Source organism: Kitasatospora sp. NPDC096128 (genome assembly GCF_040303105.1).
Lineage (GTDB): Bacteria > Actinomycetota > Actinomycetes > Streptomycetales > Streptomycetaceae > Kitasatospora.
In genome coordinates, this window is the sequence record NZ_JBEOSP010000032.1 from 1 (window position 1) to 13,469 (window position 13,469).

Annotated in this window: 12 protein-coding genes and 2 pseudogenes; 5 read left to right on the forward strand and 9 right to left on the reverse strand. The window is 73.5% G+C overall.

Annotated features, from left to right (window positions below; translation table 11 throughout):
• Positions 1-113, reverse strand: a pseudogene (locus tag ABTY61_RS29370) (electron transfer flavoprotein subunit beta); the annotation flags it as partial.
• A gap of 324 nt (positions 114-437) precedes the next feature.
• Between ABTY61_RS29370 and ABTY61_RS29375 the strand changes: the two are divergent.
• Entirely contained in the window at positions 438-1,658 is a 1,221-nt protein-coding gene (locus ABTY61_RS29375) for a hypothetical protein (protein ID WP_350508127.1), read from the forward strand.
• A 53-nt stretch (positions 1,659-1,711) separates the two neighbouring features.
• Here the strand turns inward: ABTY61_RS29375 and ABTY61_RS29380 are convergent.
• The 5 genes and pseudogenes from ABTY61_RS29380 to ABTY61_RS29400 form a co-directional block, all read right to left on the reverse strand.
• Positions 1,712-2,332, reverse strand: a pseudogene (locus tag ABTY61_RS29380) (tetratricopeptide repeat protein); the annotation flags it as partial.
• Positions 2,333-3,980: 1,648 nt separating this feature from the next.
• Positions 3,981-4,781, reverse strand: a complete 801-nt coding sequence (locus ABTY61_RS29385) for a family 1 encapsulin nanocompartment shell protein (protein ID WP_350508128.1) — start codon at positions 4,779-4,781, stop codon at positions 3,981-3,983.
• Between the two features lie 31 nt (positions 4,782-4,812).
• On the reverse strand, positions 4,813-5,931 hold the full coding sequence (locus ABTY61_RS29390) for a Dyp-type peroxidase (protein WP_350508129.1): 1,119 nt from the start codon (positions 5,929-5,931) through the stop codon (positions 4,813-4,815).
• 101 nt (positions 5,932-6,032) lie between these two features.
• Positions 6,033-6,659: an FMN reductase gene (locus ABTY61_RS29395; RefSeq protein WP_350508130.1), complete on the reverse strand. Its 627-nt coding sequence runs from the start codon at positions 6,657-6,659 to the stop codon at positions 6,033-6,035.
• Positions 6,656-7,753: an LLM class flavin-dependent oxidoreductase gene (locus ABTY61_RS29400; RefSeq protein ID WP_350508131.1), complete on the reverse strand. Its 1,098-nt coding sequence runs from the start codon at positions 7,751-7,753 to the stop codon at positions 6,656-6,658. The genes ABTY61_RS29395 and ABTY61_RS29400 overlap by 4 nt, the downstream gene beginning before the upstream one ends.
• Positions 7,754-7,876: 123 nt before the next feature.
• Here ABTY61_RS29400 and ABTY61_RS29405 point away from each other — a divergent pair, with 123 nt between their 5' ends.
• Positions 7,877-8,653, forward strand: a complete 777-nt coding sequence (locus tag ABTY61_RS29405; RefSeq protein ID WP_350508132.1) for a PP2C family protein-serine/threonine phosphatase — start codon at positions 7,877-7,879, stop codon at positions 8,651-8,653.
• A 231-nt stretch (positions 8,654-8,884) separates the two neighbouring features.
• On the opposite strand, the gene ABTY61_RS29410 is transcribed toward ABTY61_RS29405, so the two are convergent.
• Complete coding sequence (locus tag ABTY61_RS29410; RefSeq protein WP_350508133.1) at positions 8,885-9,466, reverse strand: DoxX family membrane protein; 582 nt, start codon at positions 9,464-9,466, stop codon at positions 8,885-8,887.
• Positions 9,467-9,671: 205 nt separating this feature from the next.
• Here ABTY61_RS29410 and ABTY61_RS29415 point away from each other — a divergent pair, with 205 nt between their 5' ends.
• Together ABTY61_RS29415 and ABTY61_RS29420 are read left to right on the forward strand one after the other, a co-directional pair.
• Positions 9,672-10,268 carry a TIGR03086 family metal-binding protein gene (locus ABTY61_RS29415; RefSeq protein WP_350508134.1) on the forward strand — a complete coding sequence of 199 codons (597 nt, stop codon included), beginning with the start codon at positions 9,672-9,674 and terminating at the stop codon, positions 10,266-10,268.
• Between the two features lie 143 nt (positions 10,269-10,411).
• Positions 10,412-10,897, forward strand: coding sequence for a hemerythrin domain-containing protein (locus ABTY61_RS29420; RefSeq protein ID WP_350508135.1), 486 nt, complete (start codon positions 10,412-10,414; stop codon positions 10,895-10,897).
• A gap of 36 nt (positions 10,898-10,933) precedes the next feature.
• On the opposite strand, the gene ABTY61_RS29425 is transcribed toward ABTY61_RS29420, so the two are convergent.
• Together ABTY61_RS29425 and ABTY61_RS29430 are read right to left on the reverse strand one after the other, a co-directional pair.
• On the reverse strand, positions 10,934-11,722 hold the full coding sequence (locus tag ABTY61_RS29425; protein WP_350508136.1) for a VOC family protein: 789 nt from the start codon (positions 11,720-11,722) through the stop codon (positions 10,934-10,936).
• Positions 11,723-11,843: 121 nt separating this feature from the next.
• Positions 11,844-12,425, reverse strand: coding sequence for a Uma2 family endonuclease (locus tag ABTY61_RS29430; RefSeq protein ID WP_350508137.1), 582 nt, complete (start codon positions 12,423-12,425; stop codon positions 11,844-11,846).
• 219 nt (positions 12,426-12,644) lie between these two features.
• Between ABTY61_RS29430 and ABTY61_RS29435 the strand changes: the two genes are divergently transcribed.
• Entirely contained in the window at positions 12,645-13,325 is a 681-nt protein-coding gene (locus tag ABTY61_RS29435; protein WP_350508138.1) for a TetR/AcrR family transcriptional regulator, read from the forward strand.
• The last annotated feature ends 144 nt before the right edge of the window (positions 13,326-13,469 follow it).

Sequence of the window (13,469 nt, forward strand, 5' to 3'; positions counted from 1 at the left end):
TCCGACAGGAGGCCGTCCACACCCTCCCGGTCCGTGGTGTGGTCGTCCGCGAAACGACGGTCACCCGTCGCGTCCGGCACGTACTTCACACAGACGACGATCCTCAAGCTCATGAGCGGTTTCTCCTGTCACGGGTGCACGGATGCACTGGATCCATGGCCTCAGGTCAGGCCGAGGGTACTGAGTGCCAAGCCCGGCCCGGCCGCGGCCCGCGTGCCGCAAGCGCCACCTGGACCGGCATGCCGGGTCGGCTGTCTTCGACTGGCATCAGAGGCTCCATGGAGAGAATACGGCACTCAGTACCCCTGGTAAAGGCACTCAGTACCCTACCCGGTGTCCCAGGCCGTGCCGGAGTGCACCAGAATGCCCGAGCACGCCGCCGGCCCTGCCGATCCGGGCCCCGACGGAGGATCGGCACTGAGGAGGGGAGGGGGGACATGACGTCGGTGGAGGCACTGGTGGTCGTACACACGACGGTCTACGGCCAACGGCTGCGCGACGTCCACGCACTCCTCGACGCCGACCCGCGGGTACGGGTCCGGTTCACGGTGGCACCGCACATGTTCAACCGGGGTGCGGCGGCTCACGTCCGGCGGCTCGGCGGCGACGTGCTGCCCTGGGCGGAGGCCGTCCGCCGGAGGTTCGACCTGGTCCTCGCCGCAGGTTCGCAAGGGCTGGAGCAGGTGGACGGCCCGACGGTCCGGCTGACCCACGGAGTGGGGCACAACAAGCTGTCACCGACGGGCGTCGGGGCCGGACGGACCGTCGCCGGGCTCGGGCCCGAGTACGTCGTGTGGAAGGGACGGCTGGTACCCGTCGCGTACGCGCTCGCGCACGAGGAGGACCGCACCGAGCTCGGTCGCGGATGCCCGGAGGCGCTGGCGATCGCCGAGGTCGTGGGCGACGCCGACCACGACCGGATCGCCGCCGCGCTCCCCGACCGGGAGCGCTACCGGGCCGCACTCGGGCTACGGCCCGGCGAACGGCTGGTGCTGCTCTGCTCCACCTGGGGCAGCGGTTCGCTGTTCGCGCGGCTCGACACCGTACTGCCGCGGCTGGATGCCGAGCTGCCCCACCACGGCCACCGCACCGCGCTGCTGGTCCACCCCAACGTGGCCGCCGCGCACGGCCCCCGGGCCGTCCGTGCGCGGGTGAGCGCCACCACACGCGGGGCGCTCAGCGTGCTCGGGCCGGAGGAGGACTGGCGCCCGCTGCTGGTCGCCGCCGACTTCGTCATCGGCGACCACGGCTCGGTCACCCTCTACGGCACCATGACCGGCGCGCCGATCCTGCTCGCCGCCTACCCGCAGCAGGGCATCAACCCGCGCTCGCCCGGCGCGCGGCTCGCCCGCACCGCGCCGGCGCTCAGCCCGCACCACCCGCTCGCCGCCCAGCTCGCCCACGCCGCCGAGTGGTACCGGCGGGACGATCACGCGGCGATCGCGGCCCGGATCAGCTCGGAGCCCGGTGGGTTCGACCTCCGGATGCGTCGGCTGCTCTACCGTGTCCTCGGCCTGGACGAGCCCGCTCACCCGCCCGTGCCGCCCACGCTGCCACTGCCCGCGCCGCTGTGGCCCACGGCCGACGATGGCGGGGTCGGCGCGTCGAGGGCCACGGCAGCGGCGACCCGGGCGGTGTCGGGGGCCTCCAGGGCCTGATAGAGGGCGAGGGACTCGCGCCAGCGGGCGGCCGCCTCGGCGAGATCGCCGCGGGCTCGGGCGAGGTCGCCGATGAGTTCGAGGACACGGGCCTCCCAGCGCCTCGCCCGGCCCGCGCGGAACACCGCGAGCGCCTCCGCGAAGCAGTGCCGGGCCTCCTCGTGGGCGCCGAGGAGAGTATGCGCCCGGCCGAGGAAGGCGAGTGCGCGGGCGGCCTCGTACGCGGTGGGAAGAGCGGCGAGGTCCCGGTGGGCGCCGGTGATGACCGGGACGGCCGCGGCGGCGCGGCCGTCCTCCAACATGACGCCGCCGAGGGCGAGTCGGGCCAGCGCCGTACCCCGCCGGTAGCCGCGGGCCGCACGGATGTCGGCCGTCCGGCGCAGGCAGTCCGCCGCCTCGGCGAACCGGCCCGCCGCACGGTGGGTCTCGCCGAGGCCGTAGAGGGCGTCGGCCTCGGCGAGCGCGTCACTGGACGCGCGGGCCAGGTGGAGGGCCTCGGCGTACCACTCGGCGGCCTCCGCTTCCCGGCCGACGTTGCGCAGACCGGCGCCGCCGGAGGTGAGCATCCGCAGCTCGCCGTCGCGGTGGCCGACCGACCGGGCGGCCACCCGGCCGATCCGGTGCGCCTCGACCCACAGCGGAACGGGACGCAGTTGCAGGAAGAGTGGCCACATGGCATCGACCAGCTGCCAGGCGGTGGCCGCGCGACCGGTGTCGGCCGCCCAGCGGACGGCCTCGGCGAGCCGCTCGGTCTCCGCGTCCAGCCAGTCGACCGCCGCCGCTTCGTCGGCGAACCCTTCGGCCGCCGTTCCGGCGGCGAAGTCGCGGCGCAGGGTGCGGTGGCTCGGAGTCAGCAGGGCCTCCGCGGCCGTGGTGGCGGCCAGGTACCAGTCGAGGACGCGGTCGACGGCGGCCCGCCCTTCGGGCCGGTCGCGGATCTCGTCGCCGAGCGCCCGGGCGTGCAGCTTCACAAGGCCGTGGAAGCGGAAGCCGTCCGCCGTCTCCTCCAGCAGGTGGATGTCGATCAGTCGGTCGAGCAACTGCGCGGCCTCGGCCCGTTCCAGGTCGCCGAGCACCCGGACGACGTCCAGGGTGAAGAGCGGGAACCGCAGGAGTCCGAGCAGCCGGTACAACCGGACAGCGCCCTCCCCCAGCGTGGCGACGGAGGCGTCCAGGGCGTGCCGCACGCCCTCTCCCCCGCCATCGAGCGCGGCGAGCCGCCCGGACTCGTCGCCGATGGCCTCCGTGGTACGGAGCAGCGACTGCGCGGGCCGGGCGGTGATCCGGGCGGCGGCGAGGCAGACAGCCAGCGGGAGCCGGCCGCAACGCTCCACCACCAACGCCGCGGCGGCCGGTTCGCGGGCCACCCGCTCGACGCCGACCCGCTGGGCGAGCAACTGCACCGAGGCCTCGTCCGACAGCAGGTCGACCGGCCGGAACAGGGCGCCGTCCGTGTCGAGCCGGGTGAGCCGGCGGCGGCTGGTGACCACGACCACCGCGTGCTCCGAGCCGGGCAGCAGCGAGCTGATCTGGGCGTCGGTGCAGGCGTCGTCGAGCAGGACGGAGATCCGGCGCTCGGCGGCGAGCGAGCGCCAGAGCGCTGCGCCCTCGGCGAGGCCGCGCGGCACCGGCGCGATGCCGAAGGCGCGCAGGAAGCCCGCCAGTACCTCGGCGGGATCCGCCGGCCCACCGGGGGCATGCGCCCGCAGGTCGGCGAAGAGCTGGCCGTCCGGGAAGCGGTCGGAGTGACGGCGCAGCCAGTGGACGCCGAGGGCGGTCTTCCCCACCCCGGCGGGCCCGGTGAGCACCACGGTCAGGTCGACCGGCCCGACCGCCTCGCCCAACTTGCGGTCCAGATGGGCGAGATCGTCGGTTCGTCCGAGCAGTCGACGCGGCACGGGGGGAAGCTGCCGGGGCACCGGAAGAGACGGACCGGCGGTGGACGAGCCGGGGAGCTGTCCGTAGACGGTCAGGCCGTGGATCTCTCCGGCCTGGACGGCCGCGCCGACGAACCCCCTCCCAGCAAGGGAGTTGTGTGTCGTGAAGCGCGGCCCGTGAGCGCCGCCCGCCGCACTCACCGGACGCTGCCGGACCGCCGGGGACGTCGAACTCGCGGTGGCCCGATCCGGTCCGGCTCCACTGACTCCCCCTACCCGTCAGGCGATGGACGAACGATGGACGGAGGCAGCCGAAGCGCTCGCCGAATTCGTCCGAGCATCACTGATACCACGCGACATGACAGATAGTCAGCTGAATGCGCGTGATCCGTCACCGCGGGGCCGGTGCGGTGGGCACGGGCCCCCCGGTCGCGGATGCCACGGGTCAGGGGGCGGTCAGCGGGACGGCGGCTTCGGGGGTGAAGACGCGGGCGGTGAGGGACTCCTGGAGGTAGAGAGCGACGGTGCCGGCGGTGTGGGAGAGGTAGCCGACGCTGACGTCCTGGCCGAGGTGGAGTTCGAAGTCACCGCCGCGGGTGGAGAGGAGGAGGGCGCCTTCGATGGCGGGGGCCCAGATGAGTTCCCCGTCGAGGAGGCGGGCGAGGTGGTTGTGGACGGGGTAGCCGTGGTCGCTGGTTTCGTTGACGGCGGTGAAGGCCTCGGCGCCGAGGAGGAGGGAGTAGGGGCCGCCGACGCCGGCGAGACGGAGGGCGGTGAGGGCGCGGCTGACGGCTTCGGGGTATTCGCGGACGTCGGCGGGGAGTTGGACCGGTGGGTTGGCGGCGCCGGAGCGGATGCCCTCGATCGCGGCGGCGGGGTAGCCCTCGAAGACGGCGCGGTCCTCGGCCAGGGCGAGGGTGCGGGCGGCGGCCTTGACGGGCTGCCAGTCGCTGTCGCGGGAGCCGCGTTCGACGTCGTCGACGGCGGACCGGCTGACGGTGAAGGGGACGCGCAGTTCGACCACCGGGCGGCTGGCGCGGGCGTGGGCCTGGACGCCGTCGAGGGGCGGTTCGAGCGCGGTCAGGTGGCCGGTGCCGACGGCGGCCAGGGTGGGGCCGTCCGGGCCGTCGAGGTCGACCACCCGGCGGCCGGCGATGTGCAGCTTGAAGGTCTGCCGGGCCTCCTCCTCGATCTCCTCCCAGGCGGCGGCGGAGACGGGGGCGAGGTCGCGGTGCAGGTTGTCCATGGTTCGGGTCCTGTTCGGGAGGCCGGCCGTTTCAGACGGTCGGCTTGAGGCTGCCGATGCCGAGGGAGCCGTCCGGGCGGGCCGGGGCAGGCTCGGGGGGCGCCGCCGAGGCCGGGGGCGGGGAGACCGGGGGCGGGGAGGCCGGGGGCGGGGAGGCCAGGAGGCCTGCGGCCGGGACGAAGAACAGCGAGCCGGTGACGGCGGTGGAGAACTCGAGCAGCCGGTCGGTGGTGCCGGGCGGCCGGCCGAGGAACATGTTGCGCAGCATCTCCTCGGTCACCCCGGGGTCGCGCGCGTAGCCGATGAAGTAGGTGCCGAACTCGCCTCCGCCCCCGAAGGAGCCGAAGGGCATGTTGAAGCGGACGATCTTCTGCTCGGTGCCGTCCGGGCCGGTGATCACGGTGAGGGCCACGTGCGAGTCGGCGGGTTTGACCTCGTCCGCGAGCTCGATGTCGGCGAGCTTGGTGCGGCCGACGGCCCCCTCCTGCTGCTCGACGCTCAGCGCGTTCCACTTGTCCAGGTCGTGGAGGTACTTCTGGACGATGACGTAGCTGCCGCCGGCGAAGTCCCGGTCCTCCTCCCCCACCACGGCGGCGTTCTCGGCCGCCCGGCCCTCGGGGTTCTCGGTGCCGTCGACGAAGCCGAGCAGGTCGCGGTCGTCGAAGTACTTGAAGCCCTGCACGGAGTCGGCCACGGTGGCCGCCCCGGTGAGCCGGTCGACGAGGCGGGTCGCGAGTTCGAAGCAGAGGTCCATCCGGTCGGCCCGCAGGTGCAGCAGCAGGTCGCCAGGGGTGGCCGGGGCGCGGTGGCGGGGGCCGGCCACCTCCTGGAAGGGGTGGAGGCCGGCCGGGCGGGGGCCGGTGAAGAGCCGGTCCCAGAGCTCGGAGCCGATGCCGGTGACGCAGGTGAGGCCGCCCTCGGGGGCCCGGAAGCCGACGCCCCGGCGCAGCCCGGCGAGTTCGGGCAGCAGGGCGCGGACGGTGTCCTCGCCGCCGGGTTCGACGGTGAGGACCAGGAAGACCGCCGCGCTGGTCAGCGGCGAGAGGACGGCCTGGGGTTCGGGTCGGCTCACCACGGGCGCCGTCGCGGGGGTGTACGCAGAGTGGAACGAACCAGCCCTAATCTGATCATGCCAATGATTACATCGCATAGTGGACCATTCGGCGCGGTCGGCGAGCAGCCGGACAGCCCCGCCGGAGGTGCTCCGACGGGGCCGTTCGGGTGAGTCGCGGAGGCCCGATCCGCGCAGCCCTATCCGCGCAGCGCCGCCAGTTGCTCGGCGAACGGGACCACCTGCTCCGGCAGCGCGGCCCCCGCCGCCGGGGTGCGCCCGGCCAGCAGGGCCGCCAGCTCGCCCGCCGCGCGGTCGATCCGGCCCGGCAGGCCGTCGGTGAGCGCGTCGCCCGCCGTGCCCCAGTCGTCGGTGGCGGCGTACACGGCGGTCGGCAGCACCACCGCGCGCAGGTAGCTGAACAGCGGCCGGACGGCGTGCTCCAGGGCGAGCGAGTGCCGGGGCGTGCCGCCGGTGGCGGCGATCAGCACCGGCTTGCCGGTGAGCGCGTCGTGGTCGATCAGGTCGAAGAAGGACTTGAACAGGCCGCTGTAGGAGGCGGTGAAGATCGGCGTCACCGCGATCACCGCGTCCGCCCCCGTCACCGACTCGATCGCCCCGCGCAGCGCGGCGGCCGGGAAGCCGGTGACGAAGTTGTTGGCGATGTCCACGGCGAGGTCGCGCAGCTCGATCACGGTGACCTCGGCCTCCCGCCCCTCCAGGGCGAGCCGGCGCACGGTCGACTCGGCGAGCCGGTCGGCCAGCAGTCGGGTCGAGGACGGCTTGCTCAGCCCGGCGCTCACCACGGCCAGCTTGAACGCGCTCACTCGGCCACCTCCAGGGTCTTCTCGTCGCGGGCCGCGACCAGCGCGGCGTGGGTCGGCCCGTCCGGGACCTCGGCCGGACGGCCCTTGGCGAACTCCTCGCGCAGCACCGGCAGGACCTCCTCGCCCAGCAGGTCCAGCTGCTCCAGCACGGTCTTCAGCGGCAGGCCGGCGTGGTCCATCAGGAACAGCTGGCGCTGGTAGTCGCCGAAGGTCTCGCGGAAGGTCAGCGTCTTCTCGATGACCTCCTGCGGGCTGCCCACGGTCAGCGGGGTCTGCTCGGTGAACTCCTCCAGCGAGGGCCCGTGCCCGTACACCGGCGCGTTGTCGAAGTACGGGCGGAACTCGCGAACCGCGTCCTGGGAGTTCTTCCGCATGAACACCTGCCCGCCGAGGCCGACGACCGCCTGCTCGGGGGTGCCGTGGCCGTAGTGGGCGTAGCGCTCGCGGTAGAGCTCGATCAGCTTCTGGAAGTGCTCCTTGGGCCAGAAGATGTTGTTCGCGAAGAAGCCGTCGCCGTAGTAGGCGGCCTGCTCGGCGATCTCCGGGCTGCGGATCGAGCCGTGCCAGACGAACGGCGGCACGTCGTCCAGCGGGCGCGGGGTGGAGGTGAAGGACTGCAGCGGGGTGCGGAAGCGGCCCTGCCAGTCGACGACCTCCTCGCGCCACAGCTGGTGCAGCAGCGCGTAGTTCTCGATCGCGAGCGGGATGCCCTGGCGGATGTCCTTGCCGAACCACGGGTAGACCGGGCCGGTGTTGCCGCGGCCCATCATGAGGTCCACCCGGCCGTCGGCCAGGTGCTGGAGCATCGCGAAGTCCTCGGCGATCTTCACCGGGTCGTTGGTGGTGATCAGCGTGGTCGAGGTCGAGAGGATGATGCGGTCCGTCTGCGCGGCGATGTAGCCGAGCATGGTCGTCGGCGAGGACGGGACGAACGGCGGGTTGTGGTGCTCGCCGGTCGCGAAGACGTCCAGGCCGACCTCCTCGGCCTTGCGCGCGATGGCCACCATCGCCTTGATCCGCTCGTGCTCGCTCGGGGTGCGGCCGGTGGTCGGGTCAGGGGTGACGTCGCCGACGGTGAAGATTCCGAACTGCATGCTGCTCACCACACTCCAGAGGGGGCCATGTCGTTCAACTTTCAACCACATTAGCACGAGGGTGCGGCTCGGTATTCCCAACGACAATGGAAAGCGGGGTCCGAGCACGGGAGGCGGCCGACGATGGCGCCGTACATCGCGGTGAGCGCGCTGAGCCACGAGGGCCTGGTGCGCGAGCACAACGAGGACAGCCTCACGGTCGGCCCGTGGACGCTCTGCGCCACCGTGACCACCAACCCGCAGACCCTGCTCTTCCCGCTCGGCCCGCCCTGCGTGGTCGCCGTCACCGACGGCCTCGGCGGCCACCCCGGCGGCGAGGTGGCCAGCGCCCTGGTCGCCCGGCGACTCGCCGCGACCGGGGGCGGACTGGACGGCGAGGAGGCCGTCCGGGAGGAGCTGCAGGACTGCAACCGGGCGGTCTACGCGGCCGCCGCCGGGGAGCCGGAGCTGGCCGCGATGGGCACCACCGTCGCCGGGCTGGTGCTGCTGCCCGACCGGGCCGTGGTCTTCAACGTCGGCGACAGCCGGGTCTACCGGATCACCGGCGACGGGCCGGACGGGGTGGGCCTGGAACGGGTGAGCGTGGACGACAGCCCGCCGCTGCCGCCCGGTCGGCGCACCACTTCGGTGGTCACCCAGACCCTGGGCGGCTCGCTCGGGCTCACCTTCGTCGAACCGCACGTCCGGGTCGTACCGCTCGCCGCCGGCGACCGCTACCTGGTGTGCAGCGACGGACTGACCGACCCGGTGCCGGACGAGGAGCTCGCCGGACTGCTCGCCCGTGCGGACGGACCCTCCGACCGGGCCGACGGCAAGGCCGCCTTCGAGCTGTGGCGGGCGGCCGTCGAGGCGGGCGGGCCGGACAACATCACCCTGGCACTGGTGCGGATCGGCGCGTGACGCCGCCCCGGAGCGCTCGGGCGCTCCGGGGCGGGGTCCTCGGCGGAGGCCGGTCCTCGCGTGGACACGACTCGTCAAGACGTGGACGCGGCTCCCCGGTGGATCAGAACCGGCTGGTGACGCTCACCCCGGTGAAGCCCTGCTGGGCGTAGAAGCCGAAGCAGACCGTGGTGACGATTCGTCACCACGGCCTCTTCGCAGGCTGGTTGGGCCGCCGACGGCGGCACCGGGCTACTTGCGCAGCAGCAGGATCACCCCGGCCGTGGCCAGGCCGACCACCAGGGCGACCGCGCCGTACGCCAGGCGGTGCGCCTTCAGCACGGGCAGGAAGCGGTCCGCCGCATAGCGACCCGGACCGGTGAGCGCCAGGGCGGCGGCGCCCGCCGTCAGCAGCAGCTCGTACTCGTTGCCCTTCGGGAGGAAGAAGCCGCCGCCCCAGGTGACGGCGATCGCGTTGACCATCGTGCCGACGACCGCGGCGCCCGCCAGCGGGGTCAACAGGCCGACGGCGAGGCCGAGTCCGCCCAGGACCTCGGTCAGGCCGGCGACCACGGCCATGGCGTTCCCGGCCGGGTAGCCGCTCATCGTGAAGAAGTGGCCGGTGCCGTCGATCCCGCCGCCCCCGAACCAGCCGAACAGCTTCTGACTGCCGTGCGCGGCCATGGTGAGGCCGAGCACCAGGCGCAGGAGCAGGAGTCCGGCGTCGTAGGCGTGCGGGGAGGTCGTCGCGGACCCGGAGCCGTCCCGCGCGGTACGGGCGGCGGGGCCGGTGGGACTGGTGGCGGCGGTCGTGCTCGGGCTGCTGCTCGGCATGCGCGTCTCCATCGATCGGGGTCGGTCGTAGGGGTGTGTGGTGATGCGGCCGGGCGGGGCGGGGCACACCACGCCTTTTGTTCAACCTTCAACCGGCCGCTCTCCGACCGTACCTTGGAGTTCGAATTTGAACAACTGGCAGTCCATGAACAAGCGGTCCATGAACGACTCGCGAGCCCCACCTGGGCCGGGGCAGGGTGGAGACATGGCTCACCGCAGGCAACACCAGCGGGCCACCCGGCCCGGCACGCCCTACCCCGAGGCGCTCGCCGCCTTCGACGAACGGGTCCGGCTGATCACCCCCGGCCGCTGGGACTCCCCCACCCCGTGCGCCGACTGGACGGTCCGCGACCTGGTCAACCACCTCACCGGCGAACAGCTCTGGGTCCCCGACCTGCTGATGGGCGCCACCATCGCCGAGGTCGGCGGCCGCTACGACGGCGACGTGCTCGGCGACGACCCGGTCGCCGCCTGGACCTCCGCCGCCGAAGCCGCCCGGCAGGCCTGGGAGGTGCCCGGCGCCACCGGACTCACCGTCCACCTCTCCTTCGCGGACGTCTCCGGGCAGTACTACCTGGACCAGCTCACCACCGACCTGGTCGTCCACACCTGGGACCTCGCCGAGGGCATCGGCACCCGCACCCGGCTGCCGGCCGCCCTGGTGGACTTCGCACTCGGCGAGATCGGCGGCTACGGCGACCTCTCCGGCAGCGGGCTGTTCGACCCGCCGGTACCGGTGCCCGAGGACGCCGGCCCGCAGACCCGGCTGCTGGCCCTCACCGGGCGGCGGGACGGCGGCTGAACGGGGCGGCCGAACGGAATCCGCGCGCCGCCCACGCGGTGCCCGCGCACGGCGGCGGCCCGGACCGCCGGTTCCGGGCGGCGGCGCCGGATACTGGACAGTACGGGGGGCGAGTCCTGATCCCGGACGAAAGGCGGAGCGCCATGAGCCGCAGGCCGGACATCCTCGGCGAGTTCACCGTCGACCACAAGGCGGCCACCGAGCTGCTCGACCGCGCCGAGAGCGCACCGGCCGGTTCGGCCGAGCGCGGCGAGCTGGTGACCAGGCTGACCGACCTGCTGTTCAGCCACTGCGCCGCCGAGGAGGAACACCTCTTCCCGCTCGTCCAGCACGACGCGCCCGACGGCGGGACGCTGGTGTTCAGCAGCATCCACGACCACCTCGCGATCGGGCAGTACCTCGCCGACCTGCAGGGAGTCGGCCCGGGCGACCCGGCCTTCGACACCCTGCTGCGCGGTCTCGCCGACACCCTCCGGCGGCACCTCACCGGCGAGGAGGAGGTGCTCTTCCCGGCCGCGCGCAAGGCCCTGCCCGCGGCGACCCGCGCGGCGCTCGGCGAACGGCTCCGGGCGCAGCGGGCGGACGTCGAACCCCCAGGCCCGCCGGGCCCGCCGGACCCGCCGGGCTGAGGCCGCCCAGCCCGCCGAACCGAGGCCGCCGACCGCTCAGCCCTTCGGGCTGATCACAGCGAAGCGGGCGCCCTCACCGTCCCGCAGCCGGGCCACCCGGCCGTACGGGGATTCGAAGACCGGGCCGATCCCCGCCCCGCCCAGCTCCACGGCCCGCGCCAGCGCCCGGTCGGCGTCCGGGACGGCGAAGGACACCTCCCAGTGCGGCGGCGGGCCCGCCGGGCCGCCCGCCTGCTCCTTGGCCAGCGCCGCGACGCTGTGGCCCTCCGCGCGCAGCACCACCCGGTCGTGCTCCCAGCGGACCTCGAAGCGCTCGGGGTCGCGGCCGTCCCAGCGGAACACCTCGCCGTAGAACAGTGCCGCCGCGAACGGGTCCGGGGTGCGCAGCTCGATCCAGACCGGCGCGCCCGGCAGGTCCAGCCTCCGGGCCCGGCCCAGCGGGCCCTCCCAGATGCCGAACACCGCCCCGACCGGGTCCGCCGCGAAGGCCACCCGCCCGGCGTCGAAGGCCAGCGGGCCGACCGCCAGGGTCGCACCGCGCTCGCGCACCGCGTCGGCGGCGGCGTCGGCGCTCTCCGTGCCGAAGTAGCTGGTCCAGGCGAGCGGCACCGCCCCGAGGCCCGCCACCCCCAGCCCGGCCACCGCCTCCCCGCCGGCCACCGCGTGCACGTACGGGCCGAAGCGCTCCGGCCCGGGCTCGAACTCCCAATCGAGCAGCGGGCCGTAGAACCCCTTGGCGACCTCCAGGTCCCGGGCCATCAGGCTCACCCAGCACGGAACGGCCGCCACGCAGCGCACCCTGGCGGTCGTCTCCTCGCTGCCCATAGCGGACCTCCTCGCCCACCCGGCCGCCGGGCCCCTCCCGACTCCCACGGCCCACCGGCCGCCCGGGACGCCCACAGCCTAGGGCGGCGGGGGTAGCCCGTCCGGGAAGACATGGCCGGGCTCAGCGCAGCCAGTTCTTCAGCGGTTCGGTGTCCAGGGAGATCCCGACCGGGTCGGGCAGGTGGACGGTCCTGCCGAACGGAAGGGTCTGGACACTCTCGTAGCGGACACCGTCGGGCCGGCTGTGCACGATGACCTCGGCGGAGTCCCGGTCGATCAGCAGATAGACGGGGATGCCGGTCTCGGCGTAGGCACGGGGCTTCTCGATCCGGTCGCGGCGGTCCGTGTCCGAGTCGAACGATGTGACCTCCGCGACCATGAGCACCTGATCGGCAGTGGCCCAGTCCCCTTGGCCGACAAAGGCATCGGCGTCGGCCAGCGTGCCGTCCGGACGGGCGAATCCGCCTCGGTAGCCCTGCACCTTGAGGCCTTGGTCATGCAGGTACAGCTCCGGTCGGGTCTGGATGCAGATGCGGAGCAGCCACTGAATGATGCGGCCGTGGTCGCCGTCCGGCACGGGCTTGACCCCCAGCTTCCCGTTGATGAACTCCGGCCGTACGCCTTCAGCGGTCGCGGCCAGCCGGCGAGCGAATTCCTCGAACTGCTCGGGCAGCATCTGTGGGCGGTCGGAGATCGCGGTCACGGGCTTTGCTCCTTCGCCTAGGCACCCTCCGGGGGAACGAGCACACCGGCAGGTGGTTACGGGGCATCTGGCTTCAGACGGTACCGACCACACCCGTCACGTGCCACCATGTGACGCAGGTCACACCGGGGGAGGAAATTGCGGGGACAGATTCCCCGTTTCCGAGTACGTTGGAGAAAGCGGGGAGAACTTCCCCGGTATCCTGGAGGAGCAGTCGCCATGACCACCGTCGCCGCAGCGCCGGCCCGTTCCGCGGGGAGTGTGCGCACGCCGAAGCTGCGTGCGGACGCGAGCCGGAACCGGGAGCGGATCGTGCTGGCGGCCCGGGACGCGTTCGTCGAGCACGGTGCCGAGGTGCCGCTGGACGAGATCGCGAAGCGGGCGGGGGTCGGCAACGCCACGCTGTACCGGAACTTCCCGGACCGCACGGCGCTGATCCAGGAAGTGGCGCTGCTCGTCAAGACCCGCATCCTGACCCTCGCCGAGACGGCGACGGCCGAAGCGGACGCGGGAGTGGGCGGCGGCCCGTTCGAGGCTCTGCAGCGGTTCGTGCACGCGACCGTGGCGGAGAAGGTCGGCGGGCTCTGCGCCCTCTTCACCAGTACCGTCGATCCGGACGACCCGGAGCTGACCGAGACCCGGGAACGCATGCGGTCCGCCGTGAGCGGACTGATGGAGCGCGCCCGGGCCACCGGAGAGCTCCGGCCGGACGTCGACCACGGGGACCTCTTCGTCGCGATGAGCCAGCTGACCCGGCCGCTGCCGGGCACTTCCTGCGGGCTGCTCGACGAGTTCGTCCACCGCCACCTGCAGCTGTTCCTGGACGGCCTGCGCACTCCGGCGCGCTCGACGCTGCCCGGCCGGGCCGCGACCTTCGAGGACTTCCGCCCTCGGCACTGACCGACCACCTGGACTTCACCACTGATCCGACCCTGATCCACCCCTGATCCGCTCCACCCGCACCCCGCTTCCGCGCGACTGACCGGCGCCGTTTCCGGACGCATCCGCGCGCCCTCGCACCCGTACGGCAACCTGCCGTTCCCG

What these genes read in the sequence shown, in the direction of transcription:
- ABTY61_RS29405 (WP_350508132.1), top strand. Translation starts at nt 7,877, where the DNA reads ATGGCGCCGTACATCGCGGTGAGCGCGCTGAGCCACGAGGGCCTGGTG.
- ABTY61_RS29390 (WP_350508129.1), bottom strand. Translation starts at nt 5,931, where the DNA reads ATGCGATGTAATCATTGGCATGATCAGATTAGGGCTGGTTCGTTCCAC.
- ABTY61_RS29410 (WP_350508133.1), bottom strand. Translation starts at nt 9,466, where the DNA reads ATGCCGAGCAGCAGCCCGAGCACGACCGCCGCCACCAGTCCCACCGGC.
- ABTY61_RS29425 (WP_350508136.1), bottom strand. Translation starts at nt 11,722, where the DNA reads ATGGGCAGCGAGGAGACGACCGCCAGGGTGCGCTGCGTGGCGGCCGTT.
- ABTY61_RS29400 (WP_350508131.1), bottom strand. Translation starts at nt 7,753, where the DNA reads ATGCAGTTCGGAATCTTCACCGTCGGCGACGTCACCCCTGACCCGACC.
- ABTY61_RS29435 (WP_350508138.1), top strand. Translation starts at nt 12,645, where the DNA reads ATGACCACCGTCGCCGCAGCGCCGGCCCGTTCCGCGGGGAGTGTGCGC.
- ABTY61_RS29375 (WP_350508127.1), top strand. Translation starts at nt 438, where the DNA reads ATGACGTCGGTGGAGGCACTGGTGGTCGTACACACGACGGTCTACGGC.
- ABTY61_RS29420 (WP_350508135.1), top strand. Translation starts at nt 10,412, where the DNA reads ATGAGCCGCAGGCCGGACATCCTCGGCGAGTTCACCGTCGACCACAAG.
- ABTY61_RS29385 (WP_350508128.1), bottom strand. Translation starts at nt 4,781, where the DNA reads ATGGACAACCTGCACCGCGACCTCGCCCCCGTCTCCGCCGCCGCCTGG.
- ABTY61_RS29415 (WP_350508134.1), top strand. Translation starts at nt 9,672, where the DNA reads ATGGCTCACCGCAGGCAACACCAGCGGGCCACCCGGCCCGGCACGCCC.